This is a genomic window from Micromonospora sp. WMMA1976 (assembly GCF_027497335.1).
Lineage (GTDB): Bacteria > Actinomycetota > Actinomycetes > Mycobacteriales > Micromonosporaceae > Micromonospora > Micromonospora aurantiaca.
This window is the reverse complement of the sequence record NZ_CP114912.1, coordinates 5,732,220-5,752,630: the sequence shown is the minus strand read 5'-3', so window position 1 is coordinate 5,752,630 and position 20,411 is coordinate 5,732,220. Positions and strand designations below refer to the sequence as shown.

Here is a 20,411-nt window from a genome sequence, read left to right as displayed (position 1 = left end):
GCTCGACGGCTTCGACATGCGAGTGGAAGCCGGCCAGGTGCACGGCTTCCTCGGCCCGAACGGTTCGGGCAAGACCACCACGCTGCGGACGCTGCTCGGCCTGATCAAGCCGAACGGCGGCCGGATGGCCATCCTCGGCCAGGAGCTGCCGCACGCGCTGCCGGCGGTCGCCGGGCAGGTCGGCGCCATCGTGGAGAGTCCGCAGTTCTTCCCGCACTTCACCGCGCGGGACACGCTCGGCCTGCTCGCCCAGGCCGGTGAGCTGCCCAAGCAGCGCGTGGACGAGGTGCTGGAGCTGGTCGGGCTGCGCGACCGGGCCGGCGAGCGGGTCAAGACCTACTCGCTCGGCATGAAGCAGCGCCTCGCTGTCGCCTCCGCGCTGCTCAAGAACCCCAAGCTGCTGATCCTCGACGAGCCGGCGAACGGCCTCGACCCGGGCGGCATCCGGGAGATGCGCGGGCTGATGCGGGAGCTGTCCGAGGCCGGGATGACAGTGGTGCTCTCCAGCCACATCCTGGGCGAGATCCAGCTCATCTGCGACTCGGTCACCATCATCTCGCTCGGCCGCCGGGTCGCGTTCGGGCCGGTCGACCAGGTGCTCGCGGCCCACTCCCAGGGCGCCGTGCGGGTACGCCTGGAGGCGGTCGACGACCTGCCCCAGGCCGCCGACGCGCTCACCCGGGCCGGGGTCCAGGTGGCCGCCGAGCCGGACCACCTGATGCTGTCCGGCGTGGACAAGCCGGCCACCGTCAGCCGCCTGCTCGCCGAGCAGGGCCTGTACGTCAGCGAGCTCACCCCGGTCGCTGTCGACCTGGAGAGCGTCTTCCTCGAACTGACCGCCACCGCGCCGGTCCCCGGCCAGCACCGTCAGGTCGATCAGTCCGCCAAGGTCGACCAGACCGGCACCGCAGGAGGTTGGGGCGCATGAGCCTGTTCGTCACCGAGCTGCGCCGGCTCGGCAAGCGCCGGGTGACCCGGCTGATGCTCGTGCTGCTGGTGCTCGGCCTGGCCACCGTCGCGACCGCGTTCAGCTTCTCCAGCGAGAAGCTCTCGCCCGCCGCCGTGGCCGAGGCCGAGGCCAAGGCGAACAACGACTACCAGTCCGCGATGACGGACTGGAAGCGCACCGTCGCGGAGTGCGAGGCGGCCCAGGCGCGCGGCGAGAAGACCGAGGAGCGGTACGGCCCGAACTGCGGCAAGGACTACCAGCCGCAGCCCGACATGTTCGAGGCGAAGTGGTACCTGCCGTACCAGTTCGACTTCCGGGCCGAGTTCCCCCTGTTCATCGCCGTGTTCGCCGCCTCCGTGGCGCTGTTCGGCTTCATCGTCGGTGCCTCCTTCGTGGGTGCCGAGTGGAACACCGGCGGAATGATGAACCTGCTGCTCTGGCGGCCGAAGCGGCTGACCGTGCTGGGCACGAAGCTGGCCGCCCTGCTCACCACCGTCTTCGGCCTGACCGTGGTGCTCGGCGCGCTCTGGACGGCGGCGTTCTGGCTGATCGCCGGCCAGCGCGGCAGCACCGCGAAGATGACCGCCGGAGTGTGGCAGTCGATCGGCCTGGACGGGCTGCGGGCGCTGGGGATGACGCTGCTCGTGGCGGCGGTCGGGTTCGCGCTGGCCTCGCTCGGCCGGCACACGGCGATGGCGCTCGGCGCGGCGGTGGGCATCTTCGCGGTGAGCGAGATCGGCATCCGGATCGCGGTGGCGGTGCTCGGCGTCCAGTTCGGTGACCGGTACGTGCTGTCCACGTATGCCCAGTCGTGGTTCCTGAAGCAGGCGGAACTGTTCGACTACGACACCTGCCAGTTCTCCCAGGGCGCCTGCGAGCCTGCGACGTACGTGGTCACCTGGCAGCAGTCGGCCCTGGTGTTCGGCGTGGCCCTGGTGGGTGCGCTCGTGGCCGCGTTCTGGACGATGCGACGGCGGGACATCGCCTGACCTGGTCCGCGCCGCCGGCTCCCCCCGGCGGCGCGGACCCCGCGTCCGATGCGGCCGAGGGCGGCCCTGGTTACGCTGGGGCTTCCCCGGCCGGCGCGCTCCGCGTGCCGGTCACCCGCCGTCGGAGAGGAGCGTCATGTCCGCCGACGCCTCGCAGCGGGCTGCCGTCGACCGGTCCGGCCCGGCAGCGGGTACGCGCCACGCGGGCGGGACCGTTCCGCCGCCGCGCACCGCTCCGCCCGTCGAATCCACGGCACCCTCGGAGCCGTCGGAGTCCGCTCGGCCCGCCGAGCCCGCCGCCGCCGGGCCCGCCTCGCCGCCCGTCGAGTCCGCCGCGCCGGTCGAGCAGGCCGGTCCGGATGCGGCAGATGCGACCGGTGCGGGCACGACGCCCGCCGGCCTCACCGAGCGGGAGCAGCGGATCCTTGCCTTCGAGGCGCAGTGGTGGAAGCACGCCGGCGCCAAGGAGCAGGCCATCCGGGACACCTTCGGGCTCTCCGCGACCCGCTACTACCAACTCCTCAACGCCCTGCTCGACCACCCGGCCGCGCTCGCCGCCGAGCCGCTGCTGATCGGCCGGCTGCGCCGGCTGCGGTCGTCGCGCGCCCGCAACCGGCGTCGCTGACCGGCGTCACTTCTCGTACGTGCGCAGCCCGTTGCCGATGGCGAAGAACGTCGGCGCCCACTCGCCGATGAAGATGCCCCAGCGGTCCGCTCGCGCCACCCCGGCGCGCTCCATGTGCTTCGAGAGGAACCAGCTGGTGACCGAGAGGCCGATGCTGACGAATCCGGCGAGGTAGGCGTGCTCCGCCCGGATGCCACCTTCGTGCAACCGCTCCAACATGTCGTACCCCCTGTCACCGGGACCGACCCGGTCGCGTCCGACGCTACCGAAGGTCCGGAGGAGATGACGCACGGTTACCACGATCGGGGTCGGCGGCGGATGACCGGGCGCGGTCCGGGTAGGCGGTCGGCGACGACGAACGGAGGCCGACGATGGGGGCACCAGACCGCCGGTACGCGATCGGCAGCAGCCCGGCCCGTCCGGCCGCGCAGGCGCCGGTGATGCGGGTGCGTTCCGCCTCCGACCCGGCTCTCGGCCGGCCGGAGAACGAGGACGTGGTCTTCCGGTTCGGCCCGCTCGTCGGCGTCCTCGACGGGGCCACGGTGCCCGAGGGATTCGACACCGGCTGCGCGCACGGTCCCGCCTGGTACGTCCGGCACCTGGCCGCCCGGATCGGCCTGGCGGTCGCGGCCCGTCCCGCCGCCACGCTGATGAGCAGCCTCGCGGCGGCGATCCTCGCGGTACGGGCCGACCACGGCGGGATGTGCGACCTCGACCATCCGGGCACCCCGTCGTCCACCGTCTGCCTGCTCCGGCACAGCGGCGACCGGGTCGACCACCTGGTGCTCTGCGACAGCCCGCTGGTGCTCGACACCGACCGGGGGATCGAGGTGGTCACCGACGACCGGCTCGCGGACGCGGTGGCGGACCTGCGTCGCAGCGCCGCCGAGCTGCCCGACGGCGACACCGACCCGGCCACCCGGTTCCGGCGCGCCACGACCGTGCAGCGGGCCCGGATGAACCGCACCCACGGCTACTGGGCGGCGGCGAGCGACCCGGACGCCGCGTACCACGCGCTCACCGGGACGCTTCCGCTGCGCGGTCCGGGTGCGCTGCGGCGGGCCGCGCTGCTCAGCGACGGCGCCTCCTGCGCTGTCGACCAGTTCGGCCTGTTCGACTGGGCCGGGCTGCTGGAGGTGCTGACGGTGGAGGGCCCGGACGGGCTGATCGACCGGGTCCGGGTGGCCGAGCGGGACCATCCGGACCGGCTGCGGCGACGCAAGCGCACCGACGACGCGTCGGCGGTGCTCTGCGAGTTCGACAGTCGGCCGTGACCACGCTCACGCCGGAAGAACCGGTCGGATGACAACGCAGCGTGAGGCGGGAACACCCCGGGGGTACGACCGGACGAGGCGGTCGGCCATAGCGGCAATCCCTCCCCAAAGGGGTGGACGACCCGGACCACGCGCGGCAGACTGCGCGACGTGACGGGTGCTGTACGGCTGGAGCCGGTGGACGAACGGAACCTGGAACCGTTGCTCTCCGTAGCGGCGGCTGAGGCGGAACCGGAGGACGTCATGCCTCCGGTGGACGCCCCGGCGGGCTGGTCGCTGGCCCGCCGTGACGCGTTCCGCGAGTTCCACCGCGCCAGCCTCGGCGGGCTGAACGGCCCGACCGGCACCGCCATGTACGCGATCGTCTCCGGCGGTGAGGTGGTCGGCATGGTGCGGATGACCCGCCGGGACGAGCCGGGCACCGTGGAGACCGGGATGTGGCTCGGCCGGTCCGCACGGGGCCGGGGCCTGGGTGCGGCCGCGCTGCGGCAGCTGCTGCACGCCGCCGCGGCGGCCGGGATGCACACGGTGGTCGCGGACACCACGCCGGACAACGCGGGCGCGATCTCGGTGCTGCGCAAATGCGGCGCGGAATTGCGTGAGGAAGACGGAAAACTGCACGCCCGAATGTCGCTGGATTCCGCCCTGCCGATCCGCTGACCCGCTTCTCCCCGCATTCACCCCGGCCGCGTTTCTCCTGCTCAGCTCTGCCTAGCTGGGCGATTTTGCGCTCCTGCGGAAATGTTTTGCCAATGGGATGACGGGTACTGCCCGCCTCTCCGGGAGCGCGACGTCCGCCTCCCGGGGAGCGCGAAGGAGTGCGGATGAAAAGCGGAGCACGAGTGGCGTTGGCGGTGGGATTCGGCTACCTGCTGGGTCGCCGCAAGAAGATGCGTACCGCGCTGACGCTCGCCGCGGCGGTCGCCGCCGGGCGGGCCAGCCAGCGCCCGGGGGGCCTCAAGCAGCTCGGCGCGAACCTGGTCGCCGCGAACCCGCAACTGCGTAACCTCGGCGGGCTGGGCCCGCCGCTGGTGGCCGCCGGGCGGGCTGCCGCGACCGCCGCCGCCGGCAACGGCATCGACGCCATCGGCGGACGCCTGCGCGGGGGTGCCGACGCGTTGCGCCGCAGGAGCGGCACGGGCCGGCCGGACGCCGAGCGTTCCGCGCCCGACGAGGAGCCGGAGCTGGACGACCAGCCCGACGCGCCGGTGCCCGCCCGAGCCGATCGGGGGCGGTGAGTCGTGGCGACGAGCAACCTCACCGACCGGGTACGCGACGAGATCGGCGGCGAGCTGCGCAACCTCGCCACGGCCCTCGGTGAACGCGCCGTGCAGGCGGTCACCGATCGGGTCACTGATGCCACCGGGCGGCTCAGCGAGTACGCGAAGCAGGGCGGCGATCCGGGCCTGGTCGCCGCGGCCACCGGCGCGCAGCGGCTCGCCGGTGGCGCCTCCCCGGTGACTGCCATGTTCCATGCCGGCGTGGCCGGCGGTAAGGAGAAGCTGATGGCGGCGTTCGGTCGCAAGGGTGGCCGGGACGGCGGCAAGACGCTCAAGGTCACCAACATCGTCGAGGCCGTCGAGGTCGGCGTGCCGGTCCGGGTCGCCTACAACCAGTGGACGACGTTCGGTGACTTCCCGAGCTTCATGAAGAAGGTCGAGCAGGCCGACTGCGACGCCGACGAGAAGATGACCTGGAAGGCGCAGGTGCTCTGGTCGCACCGGACCTGGGAGTCGACGATCGTCCGGCAGATCCCGGATCGGCTGATCCACTGGCGGTCCAAGGGCGAGAAGGGCTCGGTCGACGGCACGGTGAGCTTCCACGAGGTCGGCCCGGACCTGACCCGGATCCTGGTCGTGCTGGAGTACCACCCGCAGGGCTTCTTCGAGCACACCGGCAACCTGTGGCGCGCCCAGGGCCGCCGGGTCCGGCTGGAGCTGAAGCACTTCGTCCGGCACGTGATGACCCGGACCGTGCTCGACCCGGACGCGGTCGAGGGCTGGCGCGGCGAGATCGAGGACTCCCAGGTCGTCAAGGACCACGAGACCGCGCTGCGGGAGGAGCGGGGAGACGGCGGGCCGTCGGACGACGAGTACGCCGCCTACGACGAGGGCAACGACTTCGACGACGACGAGTACGCCGGCGAGCCGGTCCGGACCGAGCCGGAGCGTGCCCGCAGCCGGACGGCAGGCGGGCAGCGCGAACCCGAGCGCCGCCGCCGTGTCCCGCAGCGGCCCCGCCGCCCGGCCACCCGCCGCCGCGACGAGCGCTGACCGGAGGCGGCCGGTTCGTCAGGACCGGCCGGCGGCGTACGACTCCAGGTGCGCGAGCTGCACCGGGTCCAAGGAGGGGCGGACCCGGTTCCGGGCCGCCTCGACGTGCGCGGCGGTCACCGTGCTCGCCTCCAGCGATTCCCGCATGGCCGCCAGCGCCGCCTCCCGGACCAGCGCGGCGCAGTCGGCGGCGGAGAAGCCGTCCAGCTCGGCGCCGAGCGCGTCGAGGTCCACGTCCGGCGCGAGCGGGACGTCCCGGGCGGACGCGCGGAGGATCTCCGTACGGGCCGGACCGTCCGGCGGCGGCACGTAGACCAGCCGTTCCAGCCGGCCGGGACGCAGCAGCGCCGGGTCGACCAGCTCAGGGCGGTTCGTCGCGCCGACCACGACCACGTTGCGCAGCGCCTCCACCCCGTCCAGTTCGGTCAGCAGCGCCGCCACCACCCGGTCGGTCGTACCGCCGTCGGTGGCCTGCCCGCGTACCGGGGCCAGCGCGTCCACCTCGTCCAGGAACACCAGCGTGGGCGCGGCCTGGCGGGCACGGCGGAAAAGCTCCCGGACCGCCCGCTCGCTCTCACCCACCCACTTCGAGAGCAGCTCCGCGCCCTTCACCGACAGCACGTTCGCCCGCCCGGAGCCGGCCAGCGCGGTCACCAGGTAGGTCTTGCCGCAGCCGGGCGGACCGTAGAGCAGCACCCCGCGCGGCGGCGTCACGCCCAGCCGGGCGAACGTGTCCGGGTAGGTGAGCGGCCACAGCACCGACTCGGTGAGCGTCTGCTTGACCTCGTGCAGCCCGCCCACGTCGTCAAGCGTCACCGACGCCAGCTCCAGCGTGGACGCGGACATCGTGGTCGGCCGGACCACCTCCAGCGCGGCGGTGAAGTCGGCCATCGCCACCGTCGGCGTCTCCGCCGTCTTCTGGCGCAGCGCCGCGCGGACCCCGGCTTCGCGGACCAGCGCCGCCAGGTCCGCCGCGACGAAACCGGGGGTACGGGCGGCCACCTCGTCCAGCCGGACGTCACCGGCGAGCGGCACCTCACGGGTCAGCACAGTCAACTGTTCCCGGCGCAGCGCCACGTCGGGCAGCGGCACGGTGATCCGCAGCGCGAGCAGGTCCGGGCCGCGCAGCGCCGGATCGACCGCCTCGGGGCGTCCGCTGGTGCACACCACTGCGGCACCGGCCCGCAGCGTCTCGGCCACCACCTGCCGGAACACGGTGGCCAGCGGGCCCGGCTCGTCGGCCGGTGCGATCGACTCCACGTCGGTGACCAGCAGCACGGCCGGACCGCCGGCGCGTACCGCCGAGGCCGCCTCGCGCAGCCGGCGGGCCGCCGCGTCGTTGCTGAGCGCGGCCAGCTCGGGCGCCCAGAGCGGCCGTACGCCCGCGCCGACCTTGGCGGCGACGGCACGCACCAGCGCGGACTTGCCCGAGCCCGCCGGGCCCTCGACCAGCACGCCGAGCGAGACGGTGGTGCCGAGCCGGCCCAGCACCTCACGGTGGTGGAAGCCCAGGTCTAGCAGCTCGGTCAGCTCCTCGGCCTGGGCGCGCAGGCCGGGCAGCTCGTCCACGTCGGGCGCGTCCTCCGGGCCGAGCAGGTCGGTGTCGGGTTCCGTCCCGGGCGGCGTGGCGGGGGCGGAGACGCGCACGGTGGAGGCGGCGGACGCCGGGCCGGAACCGCGGGTGGCGGGACCGTGTTCCCAGCCCACCACCGTGTCCATGGTGACGAGCGCGCCGACCGCCGGTTCGGCCGACACGACGGTGAGCAGCGTGCTCGTCCAGGCGTACCCGACGGAACTTGCCAGACTGCGCCGCGCGGCCTCGATCAGGCCGCGCACGGCGGCGTCCGGCAGCACGTCCTGCGGCAGCAGCGAGACGTCGTCCCCGGCGGTGACCACCTTGCCCAGCAGCGCGAGCCGCAGCATCTCCGGCGGCACCGCGGCGACCACAGCGGCCGGGCCGGACAGGGTCAGCCGGCGTGCCGGGGTCGCGGGCAGTGGGCTCACCGTGACCTGGCCGCCGGCCCGCAGGCCGAGGTTGCCTAGCAGCAGGTCGTCGGCGTGCAGCAGGGCGCCGCTGGTGCTCGGCTCGGCGGCGGCCGCGATGCCGGCGGTGACCCGGCGGCCGGTCAGACGGACCGGGTCGCCGGGGCGCAGCGCCAGCGCGGTGAGCACCTCGGGATGCAGGCGCACCACGCCGCGGCGGGCGTCGAGCGCGGCCGGCCGCAGCGTCGCGGTCAGGGTCAGGTCGGGTTCGGCCACCCGCCGACAGTAGCCGCCCCGATCATCGGGTGCCGGTCAGCGCGGGCCCGGATCGTCCAGCAGCGAGGGGTCGCGGCGGATCATCTCGGCCAGCCGGGCCGCCGGGTCGGACTCCAGCGGGTCGTGGCCGGGCGCCGGCACCGTCTTCACCGACATGGGCCACGCCGGCGGTGGCGCGGGCGGCGTGGTCGGCCCCACCGTCACCGCCGTGCCGGACCAGGAGACCCGCAGCGGGTACGCCTGCTCGCCCAGTTCCACCCGCAGCGTCACGGCCAGCCCGGGGTGCTCGGCCACCACCCGGCGGACCGCCTCGGCGACCTCCTCGACCGGGTCACGCCGCGGCGGCGCCTCACCGCCGCGCAGCCGGTACGCGCCGTGCCCCGCCCGCCCGTCGCCGGGCTCGTCCGCCGCCTCCGCGGGTACGTCCCGCTCGGGCGTCCCGGCCGCCTCGCCGGGCGTCGGCGCCCGGCGGCGCAGCGCTTCCTCGCGCCGCGCCATCCGGGCCAGTGTCTCGTCCAGATCACCTCTCATGGCGTCCACCCCTTCGCCAGACAACGGATCGAAACGACTGCCGGTTCAGCCTGCCCGGGATCGGGTGGCCCGGTCCAGCGCGCGGTCCAGGACGACGAGCAGGGCGTCCCGCACCGAGAGGCGGTCCCGGGCGTCGAACTGCACCAGCGGCACGTGCTCACCGATCGCCAGCGCCCAGCGGATCGACGGCAGGTCCAGGGCCAGCCGGCCGTCGAAGGCGTTGACGCCCACCGCGAACGGCAGCCCGGACCGCTCGAAGAAGTCGATCGCCGGGTAGCAGTCGTCGAGCCGGGCGCTGTCCACCACCACGAGCGCGCCGAGTGCGCCCCGGGCCAGGTCGTCCCACATGAACCCGAAGCGCGCCTGTCCGGGCGTACCGAAGAGGTAGAGCTTCAGGCTGCGGTCGATGGTCACGCAGCCGAAGTCCATGGCCACTGTGGTGGTGGTCTTGCCGGCGACCCCGCCCGGGTCGTCGATGCCGATGCCGGCGGTGGTCATCTCCGCCTCGGTGGTCAGCGGTGCGATCTCGGAGATCGCGCCGACTGTGGTGGTCTTGCCGACCCCGAAGCCACCGGCGATGAGGATCTTGACCGGGATCGGCGGCCGGGGCGCCGGCACCCGGCTGACGATCGGGGCCGGTTCGGCCGGCGGCACACCCGGCGGCAGGTACGGCAGCGGCGGCGTGGGCGGGGGCGGCGTGGCCCGGCCGATCAGCGGCGCCGGGCCGCCGTAGCGGCTCGGGGCGCTGTTCGCGGCCGGCCCGCCCGTGGCGGCCGCCGGCCATTCAGGAGATCGCACGAAGTCCATCAATCACTCGCAGGATGATGTCGGGATCGAGGGCGTCGTCGACGTCCGCGACGTGCACGTCGAGATGGCCGGCGGCCCGGAGGTCGCCGACCAGCACCCGGGTCACCCCGAAGTGCATCCGGGTCCGGGCGGAGATCTCGGCCACTGAGACGGGCTCGGCGCAGATCGCGACGATCGCCGCCAGCTCCGGGGCCAACCGGGCGGTCACCGCCCACGAGGTGCTGCCCGGACGAGCGGTGACCTGGGTCTCCAGGCCGATCGCCGGGTCACCGTCCACCCGTCCGGAGGTCAGCACGAAGGGGCGTGGGCCGGTCGGCTCCCCGTCGCCCGCGTCCGGCTCCGGCACCGGAGCGGACGCGTTCAGGAAGGGGCGGATCCGGACGCCGGGCTCCGGCTCCGGGTCCGCGCCGGCGGCCCCTGGGATCATTGCTGTACGGCGTTCTTCAGCTCGGCGATCAGACGCGGACTCAGAGCGCCGCCGGCGCGTCCGGCGAACAGCGTCATCTCGTACGCCACGGTGCCCAGGTTGGCAGTGCGGTCGGCGACGACGCCGAGGACCGAGCCGCTGCTGATCGCGCTGATCAGCAGGTATCCCTCGGCCATGTCGACGATCACCCGGTTGAGCGCGCCGAGCGCGTACCAGCTCGCGGCGCCCCCGGCGAGGCTGGTCATGCCGGACACCACGGCGGCGAGCCGTTCCGCGTTGGACCTGTCCTTGATCGCGGACATGGCCATCAGCAGCCCGTCCGAGGAGACCGCGATCGCCTCCATCACCCCGGCGGTGCTGGAGGTGAACGAGTCGAGCAGCCAGTTGAAGGTGCGTGCCTCGGGACTGAGGTCGCCGGTGGTGCTCTGTTCGACGTTCTCGTGGAGGAAGGGGCTGGTCACCGTGATGGGTCCTCTTCGTAGCGGCGGTCGGTACTGACTTCGCGCAGAGCACGGGCGACGCCCGCCTCGAATTCGCTGATCCGGTTGCGGACCTCGACGGGATCGCCGGGGTCGGAACTGGTGGGAGGCGCGGACTGTGCCGGGGAGACGGACAGGTTCGCGCCGGGCACCCGGCGGCTGAGCCGGGGCCGTTCCGTCGCCGGGGGCGTGGGATCGACCGCGCCCTCGGCCCGCCGTACCCCGTCCTGGAACGCCTCGACCAGGGCCCGGACGCTCGACGGATCCGCCGGGACGCCGATCAGCGGACCGCCGGTGGCCGGTGCGGCCGGTCCGGCGGGCGGGGCGGCCGGCAGGTTCGCGCCGGGCACCCGCTGCCGGATCGGCGACCGGGTACCGGGGCGGCCGGCGGGCGGGCCGACCGGGTTGGGCCCGGTCGGCGCCGGCACGGCCGGGGGTGACCCGGCCGGCGCCGGCGGGCGCGCGCCACCCGGTGGCGGCGCGAGCCCCGGGCGGTGCGGTGGCGCGATCCCGGGACCGTGCGGTGGCGCGAGCGCCGGACGGTGCTGCGGCGCGAGGCCCGGACCGTGCTGCGGCGCGACGGCCGGCCCGGCGGGCGGTGGCGCGAGCGCCGGCCCGGCGGACGGCGCCAGAACCGGGTGGGTGACCGGCGGCGTCACTGTCGGGCCGGTCGCCGGCCCGGCGGCCGGGGGAGCGGCCGGGGCCGGGCCGGCGACCGGTGTCGGTGGGGAGAGATGCCCGGGACGCGCCGGTGGTACGGCCGACGGCGGCCAGACCGGCGGCGGACCGCCGGTGGGCGGGCCCTGGTCCTCGGCCGGCTCCACGCCCTCGGCCTGGTGGCCGAACGCGTTCCACGGGTCGCCGCTGGACATGCTGCGGGTGGCCCGGCTCAGCAGTTCGGCGTCGAAGCCGGCCGGCGCCTCGACGGCCGCTGGCTCCGGCTCGCGGGCGCCGGGTACGGCGGCCCGGCCGGCGCTGACGCCGACCGGTTCGGGACGGCGGATCACGAGCGAGGCGCCCGGGATTTCCAGGGCCGCGGTGACGCCGCCACCGGGGGTGTGGCTCAGCTGGACGCTCCAGCCGTGCCGGCGGGCCAGCCGGCCGACCACGAACAGGCCGAGCACCTCGGTCGGGGCGAGGTCGAGGCGTTCCCGCCGGGTGAACCGGGCGTTCTCCTCGGCCATCCGGTCCCCGGTCAGGCCGATGCCGTGGTCGACCACGACCAGCCGGGCTCCGCCGTCGGTCAGCTCGCCGGTCACCACCACGCGGGTGTGCGGCGGCGAGAACGAGGTGGCGTTCTCCATCAGCTCGGCGAGCGTCAGCACCAGGTCACCGGCGATGGCGGGGGCCGCCGCCACGCCGGGCGGGACCTCCACGTCCACGCGGGTGTAGTCCTCGATCTCACCGAGCGCGAGCCGGACCACGTCGGCCAGCGGCACCGGGGCCACGTGGCCGTCCGAGCCGGTGGCGCCGGAGAGCACCACCAGGCTGCTCGCGTTGCGGCGCAACCGGCTGGAGATGTGGTCGAGCCGGTACAGGTGCTCCAGACGGCCGGGGTCGGTCTCCTGCCGTTCCAGCCGGTCGATGAGCGCGATCTGGCGGCCGACCAGGTTCTGCGTACGGCGGCCGACGTGGCCGAACATCTGCGCCACGTTGCGCCGGCCGGCGACCTGCCGCTCGACCAGCCGGGCGGCGGTGTGCTGCACCCGGTCGAACGCGCGGGCCAGGTCGCCGATCTCGTCCCGGGCGCTTACCTCCACCGGGTCGAGGCGTACCGGGGGGACCGTCTCGGACTCGTCGTCGGCGACGCGGGTCAGTTCGGCCTCGGTGACCCGGGCGACCCGTTCGGCGGAGCGGGTGAGCCGGCTCAGCGGCCGGGCCACCGTCCGCGCAACGGTCATGCTCAGCAGCACCACGACGAGCAGGATCGCCGCCGCCGCGAGGCTGACCAGCCAGGCCGCGGTCAGCGCCTCCCGTTCCCGGGCGCGGGTCTCCGCGATGACGTCCGCGACGACCTTCTTCTCCACGAACTGGCCCAGCGTGATCATCGACCGGGCCGAGGGGAACAGCACGTCCAGCGGCACCGGCGCGATCGCGCCCTCCGGGTCGCGGAGGCTGTCCACCAGGAACGTCGGGCTGGTGCGGGCGGCCACCGCGGCGTCGTCCAGTTGGGCCACCTTGAGCTGCTCGGGCGTGATCAGCTTGCGGAACCGCCGGTTGTCGACGTTGAGCGCCGCCATGCAGGCCACGAACGCCCGGGCGACCTGCGGATCGCCTGTGGCCTTGACCAGCACGATCTGGGTGGTGCACGAGCTGAGGGCCTCGTCGACGCGCAGCAGCGCGTCGAGGGCGAGCACCTGCCGCCCGGCGGCGGTGTCGGTGTCCACCCGGAAGGGCAGCCGCAACGCGTCGATCAGGGCGGTGTCGACCTCGCCGAACACGGTCAGGATCTGCTGCGGCGTGGCCCGGCCGGCGAGCGTGGCGTTGCGGACGTCCTCCAGCCGGCGTACCCCGTCGAGGCTCTCGCGGACGGCCGCGGGGAGCGGCTCGGCGCGCAGGTCGGCGACCCGGTCGTCGACTGTGGCCGACTTCTGGATCAGCTCGGTGCGGCTCACCCGCCGCAGCAGCAGGCCGATCGAGAGCAGGCGTTCCTGCTGGAGGTCCTGGACCAGGCTGCCGACCCGGCTGGCGACGCGGACGGTCTCGGCGGTGTCGGCGGCCTGCCGGGCGGCGGTCACCCGGTCGATGACGACCGGTACGGCCAGGCCGACCATGCTGAGCAGCGGAATGATCACCAGCAGGGCGAGCTTGCCCCGGATGCGTAACCTACCGAGCAGCATCGAACGGCCTCCACCGGTCGGCGTCGCCACCGTGTCCCACGGCGACCGGCTGGCGGTCGTCCTCGGGCACGGCGGGCGGCGGGGCGGGGTGGGCCGCCGGGGCGGCCCCGGCCGGTTCCCGGCGGGACGGGGTGGCCCGGGAGCGGTCCCGGCGCAGCGCGGCCACGTGCAGCGCGACGATGCCGGCGATCAGCAGCACCGCCGCTCCGGCGGCGATCCGGCCCAGCAGCCGGTCCCGCTCCAGGGTGTCGAGCCGCTCCCGCAGCAGTGCGTCGAGCTGGTCGAGGATGACCGTACGGAGCTGCTTGGCGGCGTTCTGCGCGCTGATCCCGGCTTTTGTGAGCTGGTCGGTGCCCGGCGCGGACCGGCCGGCGCCGGGCGCCGAGTAGACGGCGAACGTCTCCAGGGACCGCTGGTAGGTGTCCAGCGGGGTGAGCACGTTGGCGCCCAGGTCGGTGCTCTCCGAGCTGTCCACCGCCGAGCGCAGGTCGGTGACCAGGTCGGTGGCCGGACCGAGCGCGGCGACCCGCAGCTCGGCCAGCTCGGCGCCCACCCGCGCGCGCTCGGCGGCGGGGCGCTTGGCGGACAGCCGGGCCAGGTCGACGAGCCGCCCGGCCAGCACCGTCGCGGTGGGCAGGTCCCCGCCGATGCCGTCCTGGAGGAAGAACGAGTCGGAGCGGGGGTCGCGGATCAGCCCGGAGCTCTCCCGCACCTTGCGGTAGAGGGCCAGCAGCAGGTCGGACGCCTCGCCGTAGGCCCGGTACGCCGCCTCGGGGTCACCGATGCCGCGGTCCGGCAGCGCCTCCAGCTTGGCCCGCAGCCCGGCCCAGCGTTCGTGGGTGCGCAGCTCGTCACCGACGGCGTTGTCCACCTCCGCGACGCCCTCGATGGCGGCGGCGAGCGAGGCCCGGGAGACCGCCCCCTCGGCGACGGCGATGGCCTGGGCCTCCACCAGCGTGTCGGTGACCGGCCCGAGGGCGCGCAGGTAGCGGACGCCGAGCCGCTCCCGGCTCACCAGGTCGTGGTCGTCGGCGAAGTCGCGCTCGGCCTGGATGAAGATCAGCCCGAGCGGGGCCAGCAGCGCCAGCACCAGAACCAGGGTGAGCGTACGGCCCGGTACGGCGGGCCGCCGACGGACCCGCGACGCGGGGACTGTCATGTGTTCTCCTCCGGCGACGGCGGGGCGATCGGTGCCCCGGGAGGTCGCCGTACGCAGTCCCGTGCACCGGACCGGAAAAGTAGCCGAACCGGACGCGCGTGAGACCTCGGCCGATGAGTCGGCTTCACGTCAGTCCATTTTGGGTGACCCTGTGTCAGGGCGAAAGGTACGTAGCGTGTGATCGAGTTGCCGAGAAATGACATCGACGATGGTTTGCGCCTGTAGATGTGAATTCACGTGATCCGAATACGTCCCGCTGGGATGCTCTGGACCTTTGGCGGATGACGGACGCTACGCGACGATCGGCGCAACCGGACAGACGTACGGCGGATCTCAGCGAATGCTCAGCCGCCGGCCCGTACCGTGTGCCGCATGAGATCAACCGCCGCGCGGCTCCGGCGCGCCCTGGCCGGCCATCCGCGCCGCATCGTCGCCGCGGTGGCGGTGGTCGTCCTCGTCGCCGCCGCGCTGGTCTGGACGGCCCGGCCGCGGGGTGACGACTTCCGGACCGAGGCGGCGCTGGTGACCGTACGCTCCGGGCCCTCCGGTGACGAGCCCGTCGACCTGGACACCACGCTCTACCTGCCGGCCGATGCCTCGTCGTCGAAGCGGGTACCGGCGGTGCTGCTGGCGCACGGCTTCGGCGGCACCAAGGACTCGGTCCGCTCGGACGCCGAGGACCTGGTCACCCGCGGGTACGCGGTGCTCACCTGGACCGCCCGCGGCTTCGGGCGCAGCGGCGGCCAGATCCACCTGGACAACCCCGACTACGAGGTGCGGGACGCGCAGCGCCTGCTCGACCGGCTCGCCGAGCGCCCGGACATCCGCCTCGACGCGGCCGGCGACCCCCGGGTCGGTGTGGTGGGCGGCTCGTACGGCGGCGGCCTGGCCCTGCTGCTGGCCGCGCAGGACCAGCGGATCGACGCGATCGTCCCGATGATCACCTGGAACGACCTGTCCCGCGCCTTCCTGCCGGAGAGCAGCGGCCGGCAGCCCACCGACGGCGTGTTCAAGAAGGGCTGGGCGGGCATCTTCTTCGGCGGGGGCGGGAACGCCGGCTCCGGCCCGGCGGGGCTCTCCGGGGCCACCGCCGCCGCGCCGGAGGGCGCGCCCGAGTCGGCCGGCCCGCCGAGCCCGCAGCCGGGCGCCGGGCCGGGCACCGGTTCCGGTCGCGCGCCGGCCGGCGCCGCCGACCCGTCCTGCGGCCGCTTCGCCGCCGACGTCTGCGCCGCGTACCTGCGCATCGCCACCACCGGCCGGGCCGACGCGGCGGCGGTCGAGCTGTTGCGCCGGTCGTCGCCGGCCGGCGTGCTGGACCGGATCAAGTCGCCGACGCTGCTGGTGCAGGGTGAGGCGGACACGCTGTTCCCGCTGGCCGAGGCGGACGCCAACGCCCGGGGCATCGCCGCCGCGGGCACGCCGGTGCGGGTCGCCTGGTTCACCGGCGGCCACGACGGCGGCTCCGGGCCCACCTCCGACTCCGACCGGGTGAAGTTCCTGACCGCGCAGTGGCTCGACCACTACGTCAAGGGTGACGGAGCTGCCCCCGGCGGCACGTTCACGTTCTCCCGGATCGCCGGCTTCGACGCGCTCGACCGGGGCCTGGTCGCCACCGGTTTCCGTACCGCCGACTATCCGGGACTGGCCGGCCAGGACCGGCGCGAGGTGACGCTCGCCGGGCCGCCGCAGCCGGTCGCCGTACCGCCGAACGGCAACCCGGCGGCGATCTCCTCGGTGCCGTTCGCTGGTGCGCTCGGCTCGCTGCTGGACGGCGTCGCCGGTGACATCCCCGGCCAGCACGCCCGCTTCGAGTCGGCGCCGCTGGACGAGCCGGTCGACGTGGTGGGCGCGCCCACGGTGCGGATCAGGGCCGCCTCACCGACCGGCGAGGCGGTGCTGTTCGTGAAGCTCTACGACGTCGACCCGCAGGGCGCCGCCACGCTGCCGTCCGGCCTGGTCGCGCCGGTGCGCCTGACCGGCCTGCCGGCCACCGTCGACGCGGCCACGCCGGTCACCGTGACGCTGCCGGGGATCGTCCGGCGGGTCGAGGCCGGGCACCGGTTGCGGCTCGTGGTGGCGACGTCGGACCAGGCGTACGCCTCGCCGGCCGAACCGGCCGTGCACACGGTGGCGCTCGCCGACGGGTCGCTGACGCTGCCCACAGTCGACTCCACACCGATCCCCACCACCGCGACGATCTGGCGCTGGGCGCTGGCCGGCCTGCTCGCCGCGATCGTGGCCGGGCTCGTCGTGGTCGTGCTGCTCACCCGCCGCCGGCACCGCCGCCAGGACGACTCCGTGCACCCGGAGTACGCGGGCGTCCCGCTCGCCGTGCGCAACCTGCGCAAGGAGTACGCGGACGGCTTCGTCGCGGTCTCCGACGTCGACTTCGAGGTGCACCCCGGTCAGGTGGTCGGCCTGCTCGGACCCAACGGGGCGGGCAAGACCACCACGCTGCGGGTGCTGATGGGGCTGACCCAGCCCACGGCCGGGGAGATCTACGTCTTCGGGCACCGGCTGGTGCCGGGCTCGCCGGTGCTGTCCCGGATCGGCGCGCTGGTCGAGGGGCCGGGCTTCCTGCCGCACCTGTCCGGCCTGGACAACCTCAAGGCGTACTGGCGGGCCACCGGCCGCCCGTGGGAGGACGCGCACTTCGACGAGGCGCTGGAGATCGCCGGCCTGGGCGACTCGGTGCACCGGCGGACGAAGAAGTACAGCCACGGCATGCGGCAGCGGCTGGCCATCGCCCAGGCCATGCTCGGCCTGCCCGAGCTGCTGGTGCTGGACGAGCCGACGGACGGGCTGGACCCGCCGCAGATCGCCGAGATGCGCCGGGTGCTCCAGCGCTACGCCACCGACGGCCGGGCGGTGCTGGTCTCCAGCCACCTGCTGGCCGAGGTGGAGCAGACCTGCACGCACGCGGTGGTGGTGAACAAGGGGCGGATCGTGGCGTCCGGCCCGGTGGAGGACATCGTCGGCGAGTCGCCGAGCGTGCTGTTCGAGGTGAGCGACCCGGACGCGGCCCGGACGGTGCTCGACCGGCTCGACGGCGTACGGGTGCTGCCCGACACCGAGGGCGGTCTGGTGGTCGACACCAACGGCACCGCCCGCAGCGAGGTGGTGGCCGAACTGGTCCGCGCCGGCATCGGGGTGGACCGGGTGGTGCCCCGGCGCCGCCTGGAGGACGCGTTCCTCGCCCTGGTGGGCGAGAACTCTCGGGGAAGCGGGGACCGGTGATGGCGGGTTCGTCTGTGGCATCGTCGCCTGGTGGCGGCACGTCCGGTACGGCGGCGCCGGGCGCGGGCGGGGCGGCGGCCGGTTACCGGCCCTCGGCCACGCTCCCGTTCGCCGCGGAGTTTCGGCGGCAGGCGTCGCGCCGGCGTACCCAGCTCGCGCTGGGGTTCATGGTGCTGCTGCCGCTGATCATCCTGGTGGCGTTCCAGTTCGACGCCGGGGACGACGACGGCGGCGGGCGGGGCGAGTTCTCCAGCCTGGCCGACCTGGCCACCTCGGGCGGGCTCAACTTCACCCTGTTCTCGATCCTGGTGTCCGCGTCGTTCCTGCTGGTCGTGGTGGTGGCGCTGTTCTGCGGCGACACGGTGGCGAGCGAGGCGAGCTGGGGCAGCCTGCGCTACCTGCTGGCGGTGCCGGTGCCCCGGGCCCGGCTGCTCGCGGTGAAGCTGGTGGTGGCGCTCGCGTACTCGGGGCTGGCCCTGCTGTTGCTGGCCGGCACCGCGCTGCTCGCCGGCACGCTCCGGTACGGCTGGAAGCCGCTGAGCAGCCAGGTCTCGGCCGAGCTGGCGCCTGCAGACGGGTTGCTGCGGTTGCTCGGCGTACTCGGTTATCTCGCGGTCGTGCTGCTGGTGGTCGCCGGGCTGGCGTTCCTGCTGTCGGTGACCACGGACGCCGCGCTGGGTGCGGTCGGCGGGGCGGTGCTGCTGTGGATCCTCTCCAGCATCCTGGACCAGATCACCGCGCTGGGCGGGCTGCGCAACCTGCTGCCGACCCACTACAGCAGCGCCTGGCTGGGGTTGCTGTCCACGCCGATGCAGACCGACGACGTGGTCAAGGGCGCGTTCTCGGCGGTCGTCTACGCCACGCTGTTCTGGGGTCTGGCCTTCTGGCGCTTCACCCGCAAGGACGTCACGAGCTGAGGTGACCGGACGGGGTCGCGGCGGGGCGGCCGGGCCCATATCATGGGAGCGTTCCCATGAGATTGTCCCGCCTGCAAAGATATCGATTAACATCTATCAATAGTCCCGCCATCCTGGACGGCGTCCGCCACCCGTACCAGGAGGTTTCCCATGATCCCGGCGCAGCTGAAGGCCCCCGCGCTGTCCCTGTTCCGCATCGTCACCGGCCTGCTCTTCCTCTGCCACGGCGCCGCCTCGATATTCGGCGTCTTCGGCGGCAATCCGGCCACCGGCGGCGCTGTCCCGTTCGCCACCTGGCCCGGCTGGTGGGCGGCGCTGATCCAGCTCGTGTGCGGCGCGCTGGTGCTCGTCGGCCTGTTCACCCGGCCGGCCGCGCTGCTCGCCTCCGGTTCGATGGCGTACGCGTACTTCGTGGTGCACCAGCCGCACCACCTGATGCCGATGCAGAACGGCGGCGAGCTGGCCGCGCTCTTCTGCTGGTCGTTCCTGCTGGTCGCGGTGCTCGGCCCGGGCAACTGGGCGATCGACGCGCTGCTGGCCCGCCGCAACGCCGTCCCGGCCGAGCGCGCCGCCGCGCCGGCCTCGGTCCCGGTCTGAGCGTCCGCGCCGAACCAGATCCCGGTCGGGGCGCTCCCGTGCCGGGTTCTGGTTCTACAGCGGATTGACCGGCGGCGTCGTGGGCGGCGTTGGGGCGGCCGGCGTGGGCGTGCCGGCCGGGCCGGGCTCCCGGCGCTTCCACGCGCTGACGCCCAGCCGGCCGGTGTTGCCGAGGTCGATCGGCCCGTCCAGGGCGACCGGGTACGCCGGCCGGCCGGCCACCGGCGCGACGTCGAGTTCGGTGCCGTCCGTCGCCACCACTGTCGGGTCGGTGACCAGGTTCCGCCAGATCAACGCCGCGCCGGCCCGCTCGCCGGGGGCCAGCACGATCCGGGTGGGCGGGTGGTCGAAGCCGGAGGTGATCGGCTTGGCACCCGGGATGATCCGCACCTCGATCGGGTCGCCGTCGGCGTCCCGGAGCGTGACCGCCGGATAGCCACGCAGCTCGTACGGCTGGTCGCCGCAGTTGAGCAGGTCCAGGCCCATCGCCCGCAGCCCCATCGCGGCGCTCACGCCCAGCTCGGTGATCGCGATGCCCTCGGGGGAGCAGGTGGCGGCGGGTGCCGGCCCGGCCGTGGGGGCGCCCGGTCGCGGCGGCACCGTGGTCAGCGGGTCGACACCGGTGAGGGGCGGGTCGGGCAGCCGCCCGTCGGCGGGCCCCTGCGCCGGGGCGCAGGCGGTCAGCAGCGCCATGCCGGTGAGGGCGCCGATCAGGCGCGCCGGTCTCCGCATCCGGCGATCATGCCACTCCGTCGCGCTCGGCGATGACCGCGTCGAGCAGGCCCGGGTAGACGCGGTCCAGTTCCTCGCGGCGCAGCCGAACGTAGCGGGTGGTGCCGGCGACCCGGGTGCGGGTCAGGCCGGCCTCCCGCAGCACCTTGAGGTGGTGGCTTCGGGTCGCCTTGGAGACACCGAACTCGAACGAGCCGCAGGCGTGTTCTCCGCCCGGCGCGAGCGCGCGCACGATCTGCAGCCGGACGTCGTCGGCCAGCGCCGCCAGGACGGCGGTGACGGGCACCTCGCGCAGCTCGGGTTCGTGCAGCTCCAT

The 20,411-nt window shown here is 74.4% G+C and carries 20 protein-coding genes; 10 read left to right on the top strand and 10 right to left on the bottom strand.

What is annotated here, in order from left to right; all coding sequences use genetic code 11:
• Nucleotides 1-16: 16 nt before the first annotated feature.
• The 3 genes from O7546_RS26535 to O7546_RS26525 all read left to right on the top strand — a co-directional run bounded on the left by O7546_RS26535 (nucleotide 17) and on the right by O7546_RS26525 (nucleotide 2,563).
• The gene (locus O7546_RS26535) at nucleotides 17-928 is read left to right on the top strand and encodes an ATP-binding cassette domain-containing protein (protein ID WP_194802004.1); all 912 of its coding nucleotides are present in this window, start codon (nucleotides 17-19) and stop codon (nucleotides 926-928) included.
• Entirely contained in the window at nucleotides 925-1,938 is a 1,014-nt protein-coding gene (locus O7546_RS26530; protein ID WP_194801877.1) for an ABC transporter permease subunit, read from the top strand. The genes O7546_RS26535 and O7546_RS26530 overlap by 4 nt, the downstream gene beginning before the upstream one ends.
• 136 nt (nucleotides 1,939-2,074) lie before the next feature.
• The gene (locus O7546_RS26525) at nucleotides 2,075-2,563 is read left to right on the top strand and encodes a DUF3263 domain-containing protein (RefSeq protein ID WP_194801876.1); all 489 of its coding nucleotides are present in this window, start codon (nucleotides 2,075-2,077) and stop codon (nucleotides 2,561-2,563) included.
• A 6-nt stretch (nucleotides 2,564-2,569) separates the two neighbouring features.
• Here O7546_RS26525 and O7546_RS26520 read toward each other — a convergent pair whose 3' ends face one another.
• Nucleotides 2,570-2,782: a hypothetical protein gene (locus O7546_RS26520; RefSeq protein WP_013288875.1), complete on the bottom strand. Its 213-nt coding sequence runs from the start codon at nucleotides 2,780-2,782 to the stop codon at nucleotides 2,570-2,572.
• Between the two features lie 152 nt (nucleotides 2,783-2,934).
• Between O7546_RS26520 and O7546_RS26515 the strand changes: the two genes are divergently transcribed.
• The 4 genes from O7546_RS26515 (at nucleotide 2,935) to O7546_RS26500 (ending at nucleotide 6,110) form a co-directional block, all read left to right on the top strand.
• Nucleotides 2,935-3,837: a hypothetical protein gene (locus O7546_RS26515; RefSeq protein WP_194801875.1), complete on the top strand. Its 903-nt coding sequence runs from the start codon at nucleotides 2,935-2,937 to the stop codon at nucleotides 3,835-3,837.
• A 150-nt stretch (nucleotides 3,838-3,987) separates the two neighbouring features.
• Complete coding sequence (locus O7546_RS26510; protein WP_194801874.1) at nucleotides 3,988-4,497, top strand: GNAT family N-acetyltransferase; 510 nt, start codon at nucleotides 3,988-3,990, stop codon at nucleotides 4,495-4,497.
• Between the two features lie 182 nt (nucleotides 4,498-4,679).
• Nucleotides 4,680-5,075, top strand: a complete 396-nt coding sequence (locus O7546_RS26505) for a hypothetical protein (RefSeq protein ID WP_281600145.1) — start codon at nucleotides 4,680-4,682, stop codon at nucleotides 5,073-5,075.
• Between the two features lie 3 nt (nucleotides 5,076-5,078).
• Nucleotides 5,079-6,110: an SRPBCC family protein gene (locus O7546_RS26500; RefSeq protein WP_281600144.1), complete on the top strand. Its 1,032-nt coding sequence runs from the start codon at nucleotides 5,079-5,081 to the stop codon at nucleotides 6,108-6,110.
• Between the two features lie 18 nt (nucleotides 6,111-6,128).
• Here the strand turns inward: O7546_RS26500 and O7546_RS26495 are convergent, their stop codons facing one another.
• Genes O7546_RS26495 through O7546_RS26465 form a run of 7 tightly spaced genes read right to left on the bottom strand, consistent with a single transcriptional unit; the run spans nucleotide 6,129 to nucleotide 14,612 of the window.
• Nucleotides 6,129-8,369 (bottom strand): AAA family ATPase, encoded by a 2,241-nt coding sequence (locus O7546_RS26495; RefSeq protein ID WP_194801871.1) that lies wholly within the window; start codon nucleotides 8,367-8,369, stop codon nucleotides 6,129-6,131.
• A gap of 36 nt (nucleotides 8,370-8,405) precedes the next feature.
• A complete protein-coding gene (locus tag O7546_RS26490; protein WP_194801870.1) occupies nucleotides 8,406-8,900 on the bottom strand; it encodes a hypothetical protein in 495 nt (164 codons plus the stop codon).
• A 45-nt stretch (nucleotides 8,901-8,945) separates the two neighbouring features.
• The gene (locus O7546_RS26485; protein WP_013288868.1) at nucleotides 8,946-9,707 is read right to left on the bottom strand and encodes an ATP/GTP-binding protein; all 762 of its coding nucleotides are present in this window, start codon (nucleotides 9,705-9,707) and stop codon (nucleotides 8,946-8,948) included.
• Entirely contained in the window at nucleotides 9,685-10,134 is a 450-nt protein-coding gene (locus tag O7546_RS26480) for a DUF742 domain-containing protein (RefSeq protein ID WP_018787957.1), read from the bottom strand. The genes O7546_RS26485 and O7546_RS26480 overlap by 23 nt, the downstream gene beginning before the upstream one ends.
• Nucleotides 10,131-10,595: a roadblock/LC7 domain-containing protein gene (locus tag O7546_RS26475; protein WP_013288866.1), complete on the bottom strand. Its 465-nt coding sequence runs from the start codon at nucleotides 10,593-10,595 to the stop codon at nucleotides 10,131-10,133. Before O7546_RS26475 ends, O7546_RS26480 begins: the two co-directional genes overlap by 4 nt.
• Nucleotides 10,592-13,453 carry a nitrate- and nitrite sensing domain-containing protein gene (locus tag O7546_RS26470; protein ID WP_281600143.1) on the bottom strand — a complete coding sequence of 954 codons (2,862 nt, stop codon included), beginning with the start codon at nucleotides 13,451-13,453 and terminating at the stop codon, nucleotides 10,592-10,594. Before O7546_RS26470 ends, O7546_RS26475 begins: the two co-directional genes overlap by 4 nt.
• Nucleotides 13,440-14,612, bottom strand: coding sequence for a hypothetical protein (locus O7546_RS26465; protein WP_194801868.1), 1,173 nt, complete (start codon nucleotides 14,610-14,612; stop codon nucleotides 13,440-13,442). The genes O7546_RS26470 and O7546_RS26465 overlap by 14 nt, the downstream gene beginning before the upstream one ends.
• Nucleotides 14,613-14,984: 372 nt before the next feature.
• Between O7546_RS26465 and O7546_RS26460 the strand changes: the two genes are divergently transcribed.
• The 3 genes from O7546_RS26460 to O7546_RS26450 all read left to right on the top strand — a co-directional run bounded on the left by O7546_RS26460 (nucleotide 14,985) and on the right by O7546_RS26450 (nucleotide 19,363).
• Nucleotides 14,985-17,849, top strand: a complete 2,865-nt coding sequence (locus O7546_RS26460) for an alpha/beta fold hydrolase (RefSeq protein WP_281600142.1) — start codon at nucleotides 14,985-14,987, stop codon at nucleotides 17,847-17,849.
• Nucleotides 17,849-18,766 carry an ABC transporter permease subunit gene (locus O7546_RS26455; RefSeq protein ID WP_194801866.1) on the top strand — a complete coding sequence of 306 codons (918 nt, stop codon included), beginning with the start codon at nucleotides 17,849-17,851 and terminating at the stop codon, nucleotides 18,764-18,766. The genes O7546_RS26460 and O7546_RS26455 overlap by 1 nt, the downstream gene beginning before the upstream one ends.
• Before the next feature lie 150 nt (nucleotides 18,767-18,916).
• Nucleotides 18,917-19,363 carry a DoxX family protein gene (locus O7546_RS26450; RefSeq protein ID WP_194801865.1) on the top strand — a complete coding sequence of 149 codons (447 nt, stop codon included), beginning with the start codon at nucleotides 18,917-18,919 and terminating at the stop codon, nucleotides 19,361-19,363.
• A 54-nt stretch (nucleotides 19,364-19,417) separates the two neighbouring features.
• On the opposite strand, the gene O7546_RS26445 is transcribed toward O7546_RS26450, so the two are convergent.
• Nucleotides 19,418-20,095: a DUF4232 domain-containing protein gene (locus O7546_RS26445; protein WP_194801864.1), complete on the bottom strand. Its 678-nt coding sequence runs from the start codon at nucleotides 20,093-20,095 to the stop codon at nucleotides 19,418-19,420.
• Nucleotides 20,096-20,102: 7 nt separating this feature from the next.
• A complete protein-coding gene (locus O7546_RS26440) occupies nucleotides 20,103-20,411 on the bottom strand; it encodes a metalloregulator ArsR/SmtB family transcription factor (RefSeq protein ID WP_135242255.1) in 309 nt (102 codons plus the stop codon).